We start from the raw sequence: 16,425 nt of genomic DNA, 5'->3' as shown, positions 1-16,425 counted from the left end.
CGAGATCTACACCCCGGAACACAAACGCGTACACGGCTATTACGTCTTTCCGTTCCTGCTCGACGGTGAACTCGTCGCCCGGGTGGACCTGCGCGCGGACCGCGCGACCGGCCGGCTGCAGGTGCTCGGGGCCTTCGCCGAACCCGATCGGCCCCACGCGCGCGTCGCTCACGAACTGGCCGGGCAGTTGGAGGCGATGGCCGGGTGGCTGGGGCTCGAGACCGTGGTGGTCGGCGACCGCGGCGATCTGGCGGCGACCCTGGCGGTCGAAGTGGCTGCCCGCGAACGGCTTTCGGTGCCGGCCGAGGTCAGCTTCGCGGAGCCGGGATGATGCCCGGGACCGCCGCGTCGGGGGATGTGGCCGCGGTGCGGGCAGCTTCGGCCTCGTCCGCGGCGCGACCCCACCGCCCGGCCAGCGCGGCGCAGGTGATCAGCTGGATCTGGTGGAAGATCATGAGCGGCAACACGATCAGGCCCACCGGATGTCCGGCGAACAGGACCGTCGCCATCGGCAGGCCGGTGGCCAGACTCTTCTTGGATCCGCAGAAGATCACCACGATGCGGTCGGCCCGGTCGAATCCGAGCAGGCGGGCCGCTCCCGCCGTCACGCCCAGCACCACCGCCAGCAGGACGATCGCCACGCCCACGACCGCCAGCAGGCGCCCCACGGCCAGCCCCTGCCAGACGTGTTCGACCATGCCCGCGCTGAAGGCGGCGTAGACGACCAGATACACCGATCCGCGATCGACGACCTTGGTGAGGGTGGTGTGCGCCAGTAACCGATGCAGCTTCGGTCGCAGCAGCTGGCCGGCGATGAAGGGCAGCAGCAACTGCACCACGATCTCCACGATCGACATCGGCGAGACGGTGGCGTCACCGGTGGTCTGCATCAGCAGCATCACCAGCAGCGGTGTCAGGAAGACGCCCAGCAGATTCGACACCGACGCGCTGACCACCGCGGCCGCGACATTGCCCCGCGCGATGGCGGTGAAGGCGATCGAGGACTGCACCGTCGAGGGCAGCAGGCACAGGTACAGCATTCCCGTGTAGAGCTCGTCGCTGAGCACCGAGGGGACCAGTAGTCGCATCGCCAGGCCGAGCACCGGGAACAGGACGTAGGTCGCGGTGAGTACCGTCGTGTGCAGCCGCCAGTGCCGCAGGCCGGCGAGCGCCTCGCGAGGTTCGAGCCGGGTGCCGTACAGCAGGAACAGCACCGCGATCGCGACCTTGGTGACCCACCCCAGGACGTCGGCCGCGCCGCCGCGGGCGGGCAGGATCAGGCCGATCGCCATCGCCGCGAACAAGCCCAGCAGGAAGCCGTCGATACGGAGTTTGGCCAGCAATGTCACCTCGCTACGGTACGGCGCACACCACTGATCGCCAAAGTCGATGGAATCGATATCTATGAACGAGTAATGTGATGAATGTGTTCGATCCGGAACTGTTGCGCACCTTCCTGGCGGTCGAACGCGCCGGCGGGTTCACCGCGGCCGGCCGCATCCTCGGCCTCCGTCAGTCCACGGTCAGCGGGCATATCGCCCGGCTCGAGCAGGCCGCGGGCCGCGAACTGATCCGCCGTGACACCCGCAATCTGGCGCTGACCGCCGACGGGGCCGCGATGGTCGGCTTCGCGCGCAGCATCCTCGACGCACAGGCCCAGGCCGACCGGTACTTCTCCGATTCCCGGCTCACCGGACTGATCCGGCTGGGCGCCTCCGACGACCTGGTGGCCCGCGAACTGCCCGATGTCCTGCTGGAATTCCAGCGTTCACATCCGGGTGTGGATCTGGAACTGATCGTGGGGCTCAGCGAGAACCTCAAGACGAGGATGGCGGCGGGCGAGCTGGACCTGATGGTGGCCAAGCGGCTGCCCGGCGAACGGCACGGGGAACTGCTGTGGCGCGACCGGCTGGTGTGGGCCGGGCGTTCGGGCGTCGGCGACATCGTCGATCCGGTGCCCGTCGTGACCTATCCGCCGCCGAGCCTGACCCGGCACGTGGCACTGCGCGCACTCGAGCGGGAGGGCCGGACCTGGCGGATCGCTTGCGTCAGCGACAGTCAGCTGGGGCTGCGGGCCGCCGTGCTGGCTGGCCTCGGAGTCGTGGCGCACGCCGAAACCCTGCTTCCGCCAGGACTTTTCGCGGTCGAGGACGAGAAGCTGCCGGAATTGGGCGAGCTGGAGTTCGTGCTGCTGCGCAGGCACAGCCGGCTCTCCGAACCCGAGCAGGCACTCTGCGACGCGATCCTCGCCGGCGCCCACCGGATGCACCGATGACGACCGCGGTCCGCGCGTCATCCGCTGTCGGTGCCGGTCGTTAACCTGGTGGCGTGGCAGATCCCGCGACCTATCGCCCCGCACCGGGCACCATTCCCGTCGAACCCGGCGTCTACAAATTCCGGGATTCCTACGGGCAGGTGATCTATGTCGGCAAGGCCAAGAGTCTGCGCAGCCGCCTGAATTCCTACTTCGCCGATGTGTCGTCGCTGCATCCGCGCACCCGGCAGATGGTGACCACCGCCGCGAGCGTCGAGTGGACGGTGGTTTCCACCGAGGTCGAGGCGCTGCAGCTGGAGTACAACTGGATCAAGGAATTCGATCCGCGCTTCAACGTGCGCTACCGCGACGACAAGACCTACCCCATGCTCGCGGTGAGTATGAACGAGGAATATCCGCGGGTGTTCGTCTACCGGGGGGCGCGCAAGAAAGGTGTCCGGTATTTCGGGCCGTACGCCCACGCGTGGGCCATCCGGGAGACGGTGGATCTGCTCTTGCGGGTTTTCCCCGTGCGGACGTGTTCGGCCGGAGTGTTCAAGCGCCACAGGCAGATCGGGCGTCCGTGCCTGCTCGGTTACATCGACAAATGTTCGGCGCCCTGCATCGGCCGGGTCGACGCCGACGAGCACCGCCGCATCGCCGAGGACTTCTGCGACTTCCTGTCCGGCCGCACCGATCGCATGGTGCGGGAGCTGGAACGCCGAATGCAGTCCGCCGCAGCGGATCTGGACTTCGAGACCGCCGCGCGGCTGCGTGACGATGTCGCCGCTCTCAAGCGTGCGCTGGAGAAGCAGGCGGTCGTGCTGGGCACCGGCACCGACGCGGATGTGATCGCCTTCGCCTCCGACGAACTCGAGGTCGCGGTACAGATCTTCCACGTGCGCGACGGGCGGGTGCGCGGGCAGCGCGGCTGGGTCGTCGACAAATCGGGCGACGCGGTGGACCTGAACTGGGCCGGTACCGAAGACGCCGCGGGCGCCGCCCCGATCGACGAGGGCGACCGGGGGCCGAGCGAACTGGCCGCACTGGTGGAACAGTTCGTCACCCAGTTCTACGGCGAACAGGCCGCCTTCGCCGAGCACACCGATACCGAAACCCCCGCCACCGCGGTCCCGCGCGAGGTGCTGGTGCCGGAACTACCCGGCGATCCGGAGCAGGTGCAGGGCTGGCTGTCCGGGCTGCGCGGGTCGGCCGTGGCGCTGCGGGTGCCGCAGCGCGGTGACAAGAAGGCGCTGATGGAGACCGTGCAGCGCAATGCGCAGGAGGCGCTGGCCCAGCACAAACTCAAGCGCGCCGGCGATCTGACCGCGAGATCGGCCGCACTGCAAGGCATTCAGGACGCGCTCGATCTCGACAGCGCGCCGCTGCGCATCGAATGTGTCGACATCAGCCACGTGCAGGGCACCGATGTCGTCGCCTCGCTGGTGGTGTTCGAGGATGGGTTGCCGCGCAAATCGGAATACCGGCACTACACGATCAAGGAGGCCGCGGGGGAGGGCCGCTCCGACGACGTGGCCAGCATCGCCGAGGTCACCCGGCGCCGGTTCTATCGATTGCGCAAGGAACTGGACGAGATGAGTGCGGCGGCGACGGCGGAGGCCGGTGCGGCGCATCACGAGGACGGAACCGATGCTTCGCGGCACCGGGCCGGCGCCGCGGCGATCGCCACCGCCGAGGCGGAGCCCGCGGATCTGCCGCCCGGAATCGACCCGGCCACCGGACGCCCGCGCAAATTCTCCTATCCGCCCAACCTGTACGTCGTCGACGGCGGCGCCCCGCAGGTGGCGGCGGCGGCCGAGGTGCTCGACGAACTCGGCATCACCGACGTCGCGGTGATCGGGCTCGCCAAGCGCCTGGAGGAGGTGTGGGTGCCGGGCGAGCCCGACCCGGTGATCATGCCGCGCACCAGCGAATCGCTGTTCCTGCTGCAGCGCGTGCGCGACGAGGCGCACCGGTTCGCCATCACCTTCCATCGCAGTAAGCGTTCGCGCCGGATGACCGCCTCGGCCCTGGATTCGGTGCGGGGGCTGGGTGAGGCGCGGCGCACCGCACTGGTGACCCACTTCGGCTCGGTGGCCAAACTCAAGCAGGCTACGGTGGAGGAAATCACGGAGGTGCCCGGTATCGGGGTGGCGACGGCCAAGGCCGTGCTCGCGGCACTCAACTCCGAATGACGTCTCGGTCACGGCTCGGTGTCGCCGGCGCTGCGCGCACGGTCGCGGCCGGTGGGGGCGGGCAGGATGATCGAATGGCAGCCACGGACGGAACCCGATAGGACATGACGAGCGTCGAATCGAACCCCAACGCGAGTACCGGCATCCGCCCGCGGCCCGATGCGCATCCGGTCGAGGTGGTCATCGTCACCGGCCTGTCCGGTGCCGGGCGCGGTACCGCGGCCCGAGTCCTCGAGGATCTCGGCTGGTACGTCGCGGACAATCTGCCGCCGGAACTGATCGGCCGGCTCATCGAGCTCGGCGCCGCCGCCGATCCGCCGATCACCAAACTGGCGCTGGTCATGGATGTGCGCAGCCGCTTCTTCACCGGTGATCTGTCCGGGGTGACCGATCAGCTGCGAGCCAACGGCGTCGGCACCCGCCTGTTGTTCCTCGAGGCCTCCGACGATGTGCTGATCCGGCGCTTCGGTTTCGCCCGCCGCCGCCACCCGCTGCAGAGCGAGAGCGCCGACGGCACCCTGTCCGCCGGGATCGCCGCGGAACGCCGGGCTCTGTCGAAGGTCAAGACCGCCGCCGATCTGGTGATCGACACGACCGCGCTGTCGGTCCACCAGCTGCACCGCAAATTGGAGGAGGCCTACGGCGGCGGCGCGCCCGCGGCCCTGCAGGTGACGATCCAATCGTTCGGATTCAAATACGGCGTGCCGCTGGATGCGGACATGGTTTTCGACGTGCGATTTCTGCCGAATCCGCATTGGATTCCGGAATTGCGGGAACATACCGGGCAGGACGCCGTGGTCAGCGAGTACGTATTGTCACGGCCCGGCGCCGACGACTATGTGAATACGTGCCGCCATCTGGTCGACCTGACCACCAGCGGCTACCGCCAGGAGGGTAAGCGATATATGACCGTGGCAGTGGGGTGTACCGGTGGTAAACACCGCAGCGTGGCGATCGCCGAGGAGCTGGGTGAACTGCTGGGCCGGCCCGACAGTGCCTCGACCGATGTCGTGCGCGTGGTCCACCGGGATCTGGGGCGCGAATGACCGACGCGGACCATCGTGATGACACCTCCCCTTCGGAAAAATCCGGCGATTCGACCGAGCCCACGCTGGTCGCCCTGGGCGGCGGCCACGGTCTCTACGCCACGCTGACCGCCGCCCGCCGGATCACCGAGCGCATCACCGCGGTCGTCACCGTCGCAGACGACGGCGGATCGTCCGGCCGCCTGCGTTCCGAACTGGGCATGCTGCCGCCGGGCGACCTGCGGATGGCGCTGGCCGCCCTGGCCGAGGACCCCGACGGGATCTGGGCGCGCACGGCGCAGCATCGCTTCGGCGGCACGGGAGCGCTGGCCGGGCATTCGGTCGGCAACCTCGTGCTGGCCGGGCTGGCCGAGGTGCTCGGCGACCCGGTCGCGGCGCTCGACGAGATGGCCGCGATCCTGCGCTGTACCGGTCGCGTGCTGCCGATGTCGCCGACCGCGCTGACCATCGAGGCCGACGTATCCGGGCTGGAAGCCGACCCGCGCGTGAGCCGGTGTATCCGTGGCCAGGTCGCGGTGGCCACCACGCCGGGCAAGGTGCGCAGGGTCCGGCTGATCCCGTCCGACCCGCCGGCCAGCCCGGAGGCCACCTCGGCGATCGAGCACGCCGATGTGGTGGTGCTGGGCCCCGGATCCTGGTTCACCAGCGTCATTCCGCACATGCTCGTGCCGGATCTGCGGGAGGCGCTGATGCATACGGGCGCGGTAAAAGTGCTGGTCCTGAACCTGGCGGCGGAGCCCGGAGAGACCGCGGGATTCTCCGCCGAACGGCATCTGCATGTATTGTCCCAGCACGCACCGGATTTCGCCGTCGATCATGTGGTGGTGGACTCCGGCTCCGTACCCGAGGGTAGGGAGCGCGAACATGTGGCAAGAGCTGCCGAACAGCTGCGTGCACGAGTAACCTTCGCTGATGTCGCCGAGGCGGGGACGGACCGGCACCACCCTGGAAAGCTAGCCGCCGCACTGGATCAGGTGATCCGCCAACCTCGGCCGGAATTGGCAGGGCTTCGAGTCGAAGGACGGCATCCGGTCCAGCAGGTGCGGTCCGTGTTGGGTGGAAAGGAGCGGGTCTCGTGGCGATGACAGCCGAGGTGAAAGACGAGTTGAGCCGTCTGTCCGTCTCGCAGGTGAGTGCACGCAAGGCGGAACTGTCGGCCCTACTCCGGTTCGCCGGTGGCCTGCACATCGTCGGCGGTCGGGTGATCGTCGAGGCCGAGGTCGATATGGGCTCGATCGCGCGGCGACTACGGCGCGAGATCTTCGAGCTCTACGGCTACGGATCGGATGTGCACGTGCTGGGCGCGGGTGGTCTGCGCAAGACCTCCCGATATGTCGTGCGCGTGTCCAAGGAGGGCGAGGCGCTGGCCCGCCAGACCGGATTGCTCGATGTGCGCGGCCGTCCGGTGCGTGGTCTGCCCGCCCAGGTCGTCGGCGGCAGCATCGGCGATTCGGAGGCGGCCTGGCGCGGCGCCTTCCTGGCTCACGGTTCGCTGACCGAGCCTGGGCGTTCCTCGGCGCTCGAGGTGAGCTGCCCCGGGCCCGAGGCGGCACTGGCCCTGGTCGGCGCGGCCCGCCGGATGGGTATTTCGGCCAAGGCCCGCGAGGTGCGCGGCACCGACCGGGTCGTGGTGCGCGACGGGGAGGCCATCGGCGCGCTGCTGACCCGGATGGGCGCCCAGGACACGCGCCTGACCTGGGAGGAACGCCGGATGCGACGGGAGGTCCGCGCGACGGCGAACCGTCTCGCCAACTTCGACGACGCCAACCTGCGCCGCTCGGCGCGGGCCGCGGTCGCCGCCGCGGCTCGTGTGGAGCGTGCCCTCGAGATCCTCGGCGAGGACGTGCCCGATCATCTGGCCGCCGCGGGACGGCTGCGCGTGCAGCACCGTCAGGCCTCTCTGGAGGAACTCGGCCAGCTGGCCGATCCGCCGATGACCAAGGACGCCGTCGCCGGGCGTATTCGCCGGCTGTTGTCCATGGCCGACCGCCGCGCCAAGGACTTGGGCATTCCCGATACCGAATCGGCCGTCACGGCCGAACTTCTCGAAGACGCGTGAGCGGCGACGGTCCCCGGCCGCGGATGTCGGCCCGGGACCGTTTCCGCGAAACTCCTTGTGCCGCACGAGCGATGGTTCGTCCACCGGTTCGTGGTTGTCCACAGCCCGCGATCGTGACGCCGCCGGGAGTGAGCGCGGTGCGATAGGCTTTCGCTACCGAACCCGCCGGCGTCGAATCAGGTGATCCGGGGCAGGGGAAAAGCCTGGCAGATGGGTATCCCCGCCGCGAGTGGGCTGGGCCGGCGGCCGCGGCCGCGACGGTTCGGTGCGAGAGGCGCGAATACACGCTCACCGGCGCAGCGTCGGGTCGGTGAGGTCGCGGCAGGGGCGTGTCCGTGATGTTATGGCCGGGCATTAGGGTGGTCTGGCATCGGAATGAATCCGCTTGAAAGCTGAGGAGCGATAACGTGACTGTCCGGGTAGGCATCAACGGCTTCGGTCGTATCGGACGTAACTTCTTCCGGGCGGTGGAGGCGCAGAAAGCGCTCGGCACCACCGATATCGAGATCGTCGCGGTCAACGACCTCACCGACAACGCGACCCTGGCCACGCTGCTGAAGTACGACTCGATCCTGGGCCGGCTGCCGCAGGACGTCTCGCTCGACGGCGACGACACCATCGTGGTCGGCGACCAGCGGATCAAGGCACTGGCCATCAAGGAGGGCCCGTCCGCGCTGCCGTGGGGCGATCTGGGTGTCGACGTGGTCGTCGAGTCGACCGGCATCTTCACCGACGCCACCAAGGCCAAGGGACACCTGGCCGCCGGCGCCAAGAAGGTCATCATCTCCGCGCCCGCCAAGGGTGAGGATCTGACCGTGGTCATGGGTGTCAACGACAGCCAGTACGACGGCAGCCAGAACATCATCTCCAACGCGTCGTGCACCACCAACTGCCTCGGCCCGCTGGCCAAGGTCCTCAACGACGAATTCGGCATCGAGCGTGGCCTGATGACCACGATCCACGCCTACACGCAGGACCAGAACCTGCAGGACGGCCCGCACAGCGACCTGCGTCGCGCCCGCGCCGCCGCCCTGAACATCGTGCCCACCGGCACCGGCGCCGCCAAGGCCATCGGCCTGGTGCTCCCGGAACTGCAGGGCAAGCTGGACGGCTACGCGCTGCGCGTGCCGGTGCCGACCGGTTCGGTCACCGACCTGACCGCGACGCTGCGCAAGTCGGCGAGTGTCGACGAGATCAACGCCGCCTACAAGGCCGCCGCCGAGGGCCCGCTGAAGGGCATCCTGAAGTACAACGTCGACCCGATCGTCTCCAGCGACATCGTGACCGACCCGCACTCCTCGATCTACGACGCGCCGCTGACCAAGGTCATCGACGACCAGGTCAAGGTCGTGTCGTGGTACGACAACGAGTGGGGATACTCCAACCGCCTCGCCGACCTGATCGGCCTCGTCGGCAAGTCGCTGTAAACCCATGGCAGTCAAGACCCTTCAGGATCTCCTTGCCGAGGGCGTGGAGGGGCGGGGCGTGCTCGTGCGCTCCGACCTCAACGTTCCTCTCGACAACGGCGTGATCACCGATCCGGGCCGGATCATCGCCTCGGTGCCCACGATCAAGACGCTGGCCGAGGCCGGCGCCAAGGTCGTCGTCACCGCCCACCTGGGCCGCCCCGAGGGCGAACCCGACCCGAAGCTCTCGCTGGCCCCGGTGGCCGCGAAGCTGAGCGAGGAGCTGGGCCGCAACGTTCAGCTCGCCGGTGATGTGGTGGGCCAGGACGCGCTCGCGCGGTCCGAGGGCCTCACCGACGGCGATGTGCTGCTGCTGGAGAACATCCGCTTCGATCCGCGCGAGACCAGCAAGGACGACACCCAGCGCCGGAAGCTGGCCCGGGCGCTGGTGGAGCTGGTCGGCGACGACGGCGCGTTCGTCTCCGACGGCTTCGGGGTGGTGCATCGCAAGCAGGCCTCGGTCTACGACGTGGCCGAACTACTGCCGCACTACGCGGGCACGCTGGTCGCCGCGGAGGTCGACGTCCTGCGCAAGCTCACCACCGACACCGAGCGCCCGTACGCGGTCGTGCTCGGCGGTTCCAAGGTGTCGGACAAGCTCGCCGTGATCGAGGCGCTGGCCCCCAAGGTCGACACCCTCGTCATCGGTGGCGGGATGTGCTTCACCTTCCTTGCCGCCCAAGGTCTTTCGGTCGGCTCCTCGCTGCTGCAGGAGGAGATGATCGATACCTGCAAGGATCTGCTGGAGCGTTTCGCCGACGTCATCCACCTGCCGGTGGACATCGTGGCCGCGGACAAGTTCGCCGCGGACGCGGAGTCGAAGACGGTGGCCGCCAACGAGATTCCCGAAGGCTGGATGGGCCTGGACATCGGGCCCGAGTCGGCCAAGCGGTTCGCCGCGCTGCTGACCGAGGCTCGGACGGTGTTCTGGAACGGCCCGATGGGCGTGTTCGAGTTCGAGGCCTTCGCCGCGGGGACGCGCGCGGTGGCCGAGGCGCTGGTGAGCGCGACCGGTAAGGGTGCGTTCACCGTGGTCGGCGGCGGCGATTCGGCCGCTGCCGTGCGCACGCTCGGCCTGCCGGAAGACGGGTTCTCCCACATCTCCACCGGTGGTGGCGCCTCGCTGGAATACCTGGAGGGCAAACAGCTTCCGGGTATCAGCGTGCTCGAGGACGGGGAGGGCTGATCATGGCACGCAAACCGTTGATCGCCGGCAACTGGAAGATGAACCTCAACCACCTCGAGGCCATCGCCCTGGTGCAGAAGATCGCGTTCGCCCTGCCGGACAAGTACTTCGACAAGGTCGACGTCACGGTCCTCCCGCCGTTCACCGACATCCGCAGCATCCAGACCCTCATCGAGGGCGACCGGCTGCGGATCACCTTCGGTGCCCAGGACGTATCGGTGCACGAATCCGGCGCCTACACCGGTGAGATCAGTGCGGCCATGCTGGCGAAGCTGTCGTGCAGCTACGTCGTGGTCGGTCACTCGGAGCGGCGGCAGTACCACAACGAGGACGACGCCACGGTGCTGGCGAAGGCCAAGAAGGTGCTGCAGTACGACATGACCCCGATCGTCTGCATCGGCGAGGGGCTGGGCGTGCGCGAGGCGCAGACCCACGTGCAGTACAACCTGGAGCAGCTGCGGGGTTCGCTCAAGGGGCTGACGCCGGAGCAGATCGCGAAGGTCGTCATCGCATACGAGCCGGTCTGGGCGATCGGCACCGGTCGCGTCGCCACCCCGGCCGACGCGCAGGAGGTGTGCGGTGCGCTGCGCGCCGAACTGGCGGAGCTGGCCGGCCAGGAGGTCGCGGCGGGTGTGCGCATCCTCTACGGCGGGTCGGTGAACGCCAAGAACGTCGGCGAGCTCATCGCGGCCGCCGATATCGACGGCGCGCTCGTCGGCGGTGCCTCGCTGAAGGGCGACGAGTTCGCGACCTTGTCGGCGATCGCCGCGGGCGGTCCGCTGCCCTGATCGCGGCGGGTGGGTAACCGCCTGCGGCACATGACGATTCGGCCCCGGTTCCGCACTCCGCGGAACCGGGGCCGACGTCGTGGAGGAACCGGGTCAGGGTTTGCGCGCCACCGCGCCGAGCATCGATACCGCCTCCGGCCGCGGGTGGGCACGATGGGATTCGGTGGGCCAGTTGATGATCGATCCGATCCCGGGTTCGACGAGTTCGAGCCCCGTGAAGAATCGGCGGAACTCGGCGGTCGAGCGCAGCCGGAACGGGATACCGCTGCGCTTGTTCGCCTGTTCACTGTCGGCGAGGTCCTCCTCGGACAGGTGATCGCTGGTGGCGTGCGACATCACCAGATAGCTGCCGGGCGCCAGTGCGTCGATCCACTGCCGCACCATGTCGTAGGGACGATCCTCGTCGGTGAAGAAATGCACCACCGCGAGCATCATCAGAGCCACCGGTTGTGACAGATCCAAGGTGGCGAGCAGGTCCGGGTGGGTGAGGATGCGCTCGCGATCGCGCGCGTCGGCTTCGAGATACGCGGTCGCCCCCTCGGGCGCGCTGTCGAGCAGGCTACGGGCGTGCAGGGCGACGACCGGATCGTTGTCGACGTAGACGATGCGGGATTCGGGCGCGGCGGCCTGCGCGATCTCGTGCACGTTTCCGGCGGTCGGCAGGCCCGCGCCGAGGTCCAGAAATTGCCTGATGCCCACCTCGGCCGACAGATAACCGACCACTCGGTGCAGGAATGCCCGATTCTCCAGCGCGGAGATCTGCACGCTGGGGAAGGCCTCGGCCACCGCTTCGGCGGAGGCGCGGTCGGCCTCGAAGTTGTCCTTGCCGCCGAGCCAGTAGTCGTAGCGCCGGGCCGGATGCGGGGTGGTGACATCGACACCGGGCGGCGCCACCGGATCCGCATGCGGGCGGTGTGATCCGGTCACTGGTTCCATGACACCTCTTCCTTCCGTCGACGGCGACGAACCATTATCGACTACTGTCATCCTGTCAGCTCGGATGGCGAACCGGCGCGGCCCCGGCCGTGCGGCTGGGGAGGTCGAAGATGTCAGCGCGATTCAGTCCGTACGATTTCGGAATTCACGACGATCCGTATCCGGTCTACGCGGAATTGCGCGAGCAGGCGCCGGTGTTCCGCAACGGCGAAGACGACTTCTGGGCGCTGTCGCGCTACGCCGATGTCCTTGCCGCACTGCGTGATTCGGATCGCTTCTCGAGCGCCAACGGGCTGCGGATGGAACCGGCCTTCTGGGGGCCGCAGGCCGAGCAGTTCTTCTCCTTCGTGGCGATGGATCCGCCGAAACACACGCGCCTGCGCGGTTTGGTCACGCGCGCGTTCACCGCGCGCCGGGTGCAGGCGCTGGCGCCGCGGCTGCGTGAGATCGCCACCGACCTGCTGGAGCCGCTGCTCGAACGCGGCAGTTTCGACCTGATGACCGACTTCGCCGGCCCGTACCCGACCGAGGTGATTTCCGAACTGGTCGGCGTGCCGCGCGCGGACCGCGATCTGGTGCGCAAACTCGGCATGGAGATCATGTACACCGAGGAGGAGTCGACCGATCTGCGGCCGGAGGCGATGCAGGCGATCGGCGCCCTGGTCGGCTACTACACCGAGTTGACCATCGAACGGAGCAAGCACCGCACCGACGACCTGCTGTCCGGTCTGCTCGACGCTGCCGACGGCGACGACCGGCTCACCCCCGAGGAAATCGTGGGTGTGCTGATCCTGCTGGTCGGCGCGGGCATCGAGACGAGCATGCTCACCCTGGGCAATCTCTGGTACGCCGGGTGGGCGCATCCGGACCAGCGGCCCGCGGCGCTGGGGCGCGTCGACGACTGGATCGCGGAGGGGATGCGTTACGACCCGGCGACCCAGTCGCAGTTGCGCACCACCACCGAAGCCGTCGAACTGCACGGCGTCACGATTCCGGCGGGGGCGCGGATGCTGTTGCTGACCGGTTCGGCGAACCGTGATCCCGAGGTGTTCGACCGGCCCGACGTCTTCGATCTCGATCGCGACACCTCCGATGCCCTGGTCTTCGGCAGCGGCCGCCATCACTGCCTCGGCTCGAATCTGGGCCTGCTCGAGTTGCGGACCGCGCTCGGGGAGATCACCTCCCGCATCGCCGATTACGACGTCGACCCGGCCGGGCTGCGGCGCATCCACTCCTCGAACAATCGCGGTTTCGCGGCGCTGCCGACAACGGTCACCTTGCGCTGAGCCTTGGAGTGCGGGGCGGGGCGGCCGGTCTTCGGCGCACCCGCCCCGCATGCGTCAGACCTGGGAGCGTGGGCCCGGTCGCAGCAACCGATGCGCCGCGTCCTCGATCGCCGCTTCGCTCAGCAGCACCAGTTCGGCGGCCGGGCCGAGCGGGACGAAGCTGTCGGCGCTGGTGACGCGGGCGAGACGCCCGTCGAAACCGCCGTCGAGCAGCGCGGTGCACACCGATTCCGATACCCCGCCGCTGCGACGGGTCTCGTCGGCGACGAGAACGGCGCCGGTGGCGCGGGCATGGTGCAGCAGATCGTCGACGGGAAGCGGCGTGAGCCAGCGCAGGTCGAGCACGCGCGCGTGAATGCCGTTGTCCGCCAAGCGTCGTGCCACCCGCAGGCTCATCGGCACGCCGTTGGCGAAGGTGACGATCGTGAGATCGGTACCGTCGCCGTGGATTCGGGCGCGAGCGAGCGATGCCGGATCGTCGGCGGGGGTGGCGAGCCAGCCCCCGTCACCGGCGCGGTGCAGGTCGCGGGTGTGGTACAGGGCGATCGGTTCGAGGTAGAGACATACCCGGCCCTCGCCGCGAGCGACCTCGACGCACCGCCGCAGCATCGCGGCCGCGTCGTCGGCCCGGGCCGGCGCGGCGACGACCACTCCGGGGATATCACGCAGTGCCGCAACGGAATTGTCGTTGTGGAAATGTCCGCCGAAGCCACGCTGATAGGCGAACGAGGCGATCCGCACCACCATCGGATTGTGGTACTGGCCCGCGGAGAAGTACGACAGGGTCGCCGCCTCACCCCGGATCTGATCCAGCGCATTGTGCACGTAGGCCAGATATTGGATCTCCGGAATCGGCACGAATCCGGCGAGTCCGGCGCCCAGCGCGGTGCCGAGCACGCTCTGCTCGTCGAGCAGGGTGTCGAACACTCGCCGCGCGCCGAACTCGCGCTGCAGCCCCTTGGTCACGCCGTAGACACCACCCTTGCGACCGACGTCCTCGCCGAAGACCAGCACATCGGGCTGGTCGGCGAGCAGCGACGCAAGAGTGTGATTGATCGACTGTGCGAGCGTCATCGGCCCGGGTGGCTCGGCTGTCTGTCCCGATGCTGTCTGCGAGCGCCCCGCCGAACCGGACCGACCGTCGGTCGAGCAGCGCATGGAAGCCGCCGGCGTCGAAGCCCGGGAGCCGGAGTCGCCGGGTGTGGTGCGAGGTCGCGCTTCGGAGGTGGGCGCGGCTCCGGCGGGCGTGTGCGTATCGAAAGCGCTTGTGCGAAGCGCACTCTCGGTCTGCGGCTGAGACGCGGCCGCAGCGGGGGGCGTGGGATCGCCGGCTCGAGGGCCGAGCGGCTGTCGTTCACCTCCGAATACCAGGGGCGCCAGGATCGCCTCGGCCGAGGCCAGATGGGGTTCCTCGGCCACCCGGGCCGCCGTCGCCGCCACTCGGGCGCCGATCGCGTCGTAGTGGGCGAGAATCTCCTCGGCGGTCGCCGCGCCGATCTCGACGAGGAGCCGGGCCGTGGCGGCCACGGGGTCGCGGCGGCGGTCGGCCTCGATATCCTCCGGGCGCCGATACGCCGACTCCACGTCGGATCCGGCGTGTCCGAGCAGTCGCACCGTGCGCAGCCGCAACAGGGCGGGCCGCCGCCGCGCGCGCACGGATTCCGCCGCGGCGGAGGCCACCGACAGGGCCTGTCGCAGATCGGAGCCGTCGGCGTCGAAATACCGCAGACCCGGTCGTGACGCGAAGGCCGATTCGACCCAGTCCGGGGGAGTGGGCACGCTGATGCCGAGCCCGTTGTCCTCGCAGACGAACAGCAGCGGCATCGGAATACCGAGGTGAGCGGTATGGATCGCGGCGTTGATCGCACCGGTCGCGGTCGAGTGGTTGGCCGAGGCGTCCCCGAACGTGCACAGCACCACCGCATCTCGCGGCCACGGTGTCTCCCGGCCCAGCCGGCGCGCCCGATCGAGAGCGAACGCCAGCCCCATCGCGCGGGGGAGATGGGAGGCGATGGTGGAGGTCTGCGGTATCACCGACGCGGGCGCGCTGCCGAACACCTTGTGCCGCCCGCCCGAGATCGGATCCGCGACCGCCGCGACGACACCCAGCAGCACGTCACGAATCGGATCCAGCCCCGGGACCTGACGGCAGCGATGCACGAACAACGCGCCCGACCGGTAGTGCAGCAGCGCCGGATCGGTGCTGCGCAACGCCTGGGCCAGCACCACGTTGCCCTCGTGGCCGCTGGAACCGATGCTGTAGTACCCGCGCTTCGCCAGGCCGAGCCGCCGCGCCGCGAGATCCAGATGCCGGCTCGTGGCCTGGGCGTCGAACAACTCCAGACATGTCCCGACGGTGATCGGACTGCCGCTGCCGATCGGATCGGTGGCGGCGCGGCGCGGTCCCGGCCGCACCTCTCGAAGGGACGCACGCAACCATTCGTCGAGAAGCTCTTCCGGGCCCGCTGTCACCTCTCCATCATGTCGCCTGCGACCGCCCGCGCACCGGATGTTCGGTATGTCCCGTGTGGCCTGCGAGCAGCTTCGCGAACGGCGTCACCTCGCCGACGTGGTTGCCCGACTGCCGAGCCCGGGTCGGTTCCGGGAGGAAGCCGTCCACGCCGGTCGGTACCGCGACCACCAGGGTGGCGAATTCGGCCGCGGCGCGGTGGATCCGCTCGCCGAGTCCGGCCGATCCGAAATCCTCGGTCGCGGCGAACACGCCGGTCGGAACGACGACGGCGCGCAGATAGGTGAACAGCGGCCGCATCGCGTGCTCGAGCACCAGCGCGTGCCGGGCGGTTCCGGCCGTGGCGGCGACGAGCACCGGCATGGCGTTGAGCGCTTCGGTGTCGAGCACGTCGATGAACATCTTGAACAATCCGGAGTAGCTCGCGGCGAACACCGGGGTGACGGCGATGAGACCGTCCGCCGCGGAGACCTTCTCCCGCGCCGCCGCCACCGCGGGGGTCGGCAGACCACCGGACACCATCGTGGCGGCGAGATCGCTTGCCAGATCTCGCAATTCGATGACCTCGAGGTCGACGGCCTCACCGCGGGCGCCGACGGCCGAGGCCACCGCATCGGCGAGCTGATCGGCGAGCAGACGGGTGCTCGACGGCTGCGACAACCCGGCGGTGAGTACGACAACGGTGTGCGACATGGGTTTTCGTCCCTCGTTCGATGCGGTGGATGAGTACGGGCGGTCG

General features: G+C 69.0%; 14 protein-coding genes. 10 read left to right on the top strand and 4 right to left on the bottom strand.

Annotated features, from left to right (window positions below; translation table 11 throughout):
• Positions 1–331, top strand: a 331-nt coding sequence (locus tag NMI01S_RS14825; RefSeq protein WP_174554527.1) for a DNA glycosylase AlkZ-like family protein, incomplete at its 5' end; no start/stop codon positions are given.
• Here NMI01S_RS14825 and NMI01S_RS14820 read toward each other — a convergent pair.
• Complete coding sequence (locus tag NMI01S_RS14820; RefSeq protein WP_084512979.1) at positions 309–1,349, bottom strand: bile acid:sodium symporter family protein; 1,041 nt, start codon at positions 1,347–1,349, stop codon at positions 309–311. The two genes, NMI01S_RS14825 and NMI01S_RS14820, sit on opposite strands and share 23 nt — an antisense overlap.
• Positions 1,350–1,420: 71 nt before the next feature.
• Here NMI01S_RS14820 and NMI01S_RS14815 point away from each other — a divergent pair, with 71 nt between their 5' ends.
• The 8 genes from NMI01S_RS14815 to tpiA all read left to right on the top strand — a co-directional run bounded on the left by NMI01S_RS14815 (position 1,421) and on the right by tpiA (position 10,994).
• Positions 1,421–2,275 (top strand): LysR family transcriptional regulator, encoded by an 855-nt coding sequence (locus tag NMI01S_RS14815; protein WP_062997643.1) that lies wholly within the window; start codon positions 1,421–1,423, stop codon positions 2,273–2,275.
• Between the two features lie 53 nt (positions 2,276–2,328).
• Entirely contained in the window at positions 2,329–4,449 is a 2,121-nt protein-coding gene (uvrC, locus tag NMI01S_RS14810; RefSeq protein WP_062997641.1) for an excinuclease ABC subunit UvrC, read from the top strand.
• A gap of 104 nt (positions 4,450–4,553) precedes the next feature.
• On the top strand, positions 4,554–5,495 hold the full coding sequence (gene rapZ, locus NMI01S_RS14805) for an RNase adapter RapZ (RefSeq protein ID WP_030514029.1): 942 nt from the start codon (positions 4,554–4,556) through the stop codon (positions 5,493–5,495).
• The gene (locus NMI01S_RS14800; RefSeq protein WP_062997639.1) at positions 5,492–6,580 is read left to right on the top strand and encodes a gluconeogenesis factor YvcK family protein; all 1,089 of its coding nucleotides are present in this window, start codon (positions 5,492–5,494) and stop codon (positions 6,578–6,580) included. Before rapZ ends, NMI01S_RS14800 begins: the two co-directional genes overlap by 4 nt.
• Positions 6,571–7,554: a DNA-binding protein WhiA gene (whiA, locus tag NMI01S_RS14795; protein WP_036502574.1), complete on the top strand. Its 984-nt coding sequence runs from the start codon at positions 6,571–6,573 to the stop codon at positions 7,552–7,554. Before NMI01S_RS14800 ends, whiA begins: the two co-directional genes overlap by 10 nt.
• A 407-nt stretch (positions 7,555–7,961) precedes the next feature.
• Positions 7,962–8,981: a type I glyceraldehyde-3-phosphate dehydrogenase gene (gene gap / locus NMI01S_RS14790; RefSeq protein WP_039778925.1), complete on the top strand. Its 1,020-nt coding sequence runs from the start codon at positions 7,962–7,964 to the stop codon at positions 8,979–8,981.
• Between the two features lie 4 nt (positions 8,982–8,985).
• On the top strand, positions 8,986–10,206 hold the full coding sequence (locus NMI01S_RS14785) for a phosphoglycerate kinase (RefSeq protein ID WP_062997637.1): 1,221 nt from the start codon (positions 8,986–8,988) through the stop codon (positions 10,204–10,206).
• Positions 10,207–10,208: 2 nt separating this feature from the next.
• Positions 10,209–10,994 carry a triose-phosphate isomerase gene (gene tpiA, locus NMI01S_RS14780; protein ID WP_062997635.1) on the top strand — a complete coding sequence of 262 codons (786 nt, stop codon included), beginning with the start codon at positions 10,209–10,211 and terminating at the stop codon, positions 10,992–10,994.
• 93 nt (positions 10,995–11,087) lie between these two features.
• Here tpiA and NMI01S_RS14775 read toward each other — a convergent pair whose 3' ends face one another.
• Positions 11,088–11,930 (bottom strand): SAM-dependent methyltransferase, encoded by an 843-nt coding sequence (locus NMI01S_RS14775; RefSeq protein WP_062997633.1) that lies wholly within the window; start codon positions 11,928–11,930, stop codon positions 11,088–11,090.
• A 110-nt stretch (positions 11,931–12,040) separates the two neighbouring features.
• Here NMI01S_RS14775 and NMI01S_RS14770 point away from each other — a divergent pair, with 110 nt between their 5' ends.
• Complete coding sequence (locus tag NMI01S_RS14770) at positions 12,041–13,216, top strand: cytochrome P450 (protein ID WP_062997631.1); 1,176 nt, start codon at positions 12,041–12,043, stop codon at positions 13,214–13,216.
• 54 nt (positions 13,217–13,270) lie between these two features.
• Here NMI01S_RS14770 and NMI01S_RS34135 read toward each other — a convergent pair whose 3' ends face one another.
• Positions 13,271–15,688, bottom strand: a complete 2,418-nt coding sequence (locus NMI01S_RS34135) for a thiamine pyrophosphate-dependent enzyme (RefSeq protein WP_084512978.1) — start codon at positions 15,686–15,688, stop codon at positions 13,271–13,273.
• A 7-nt stretch (positions 15,689–15,695) separates the two neighbouring features.
• On the bottom strand, positions 15,696–16,379 hold the full coding sequence (locus tag NMI01S_RS14760; protein WP_062997629.1) for an FMN reductase: 684 nt from the start codon (positions 16,377–16,379) through the stop codon (positions 15,696–15,698).
• Positions 16,380–16,425: the final 46 nt, after the last annotated feature.

Origin of the sequence: Nocardia mikamii NBRC 108933 (assembly GCF_001613505.1) — a bacterium.
Taxonomy (GTDB): Bacteria; Actinomycetota; Actinomycetes; order Mycobacteriales; family Mycobacteriaceae; genus Nocardia; species Nocardia mikamii.
This window is presented reverse-complemented; position numbering and strand designations above follow the sequence as displayed.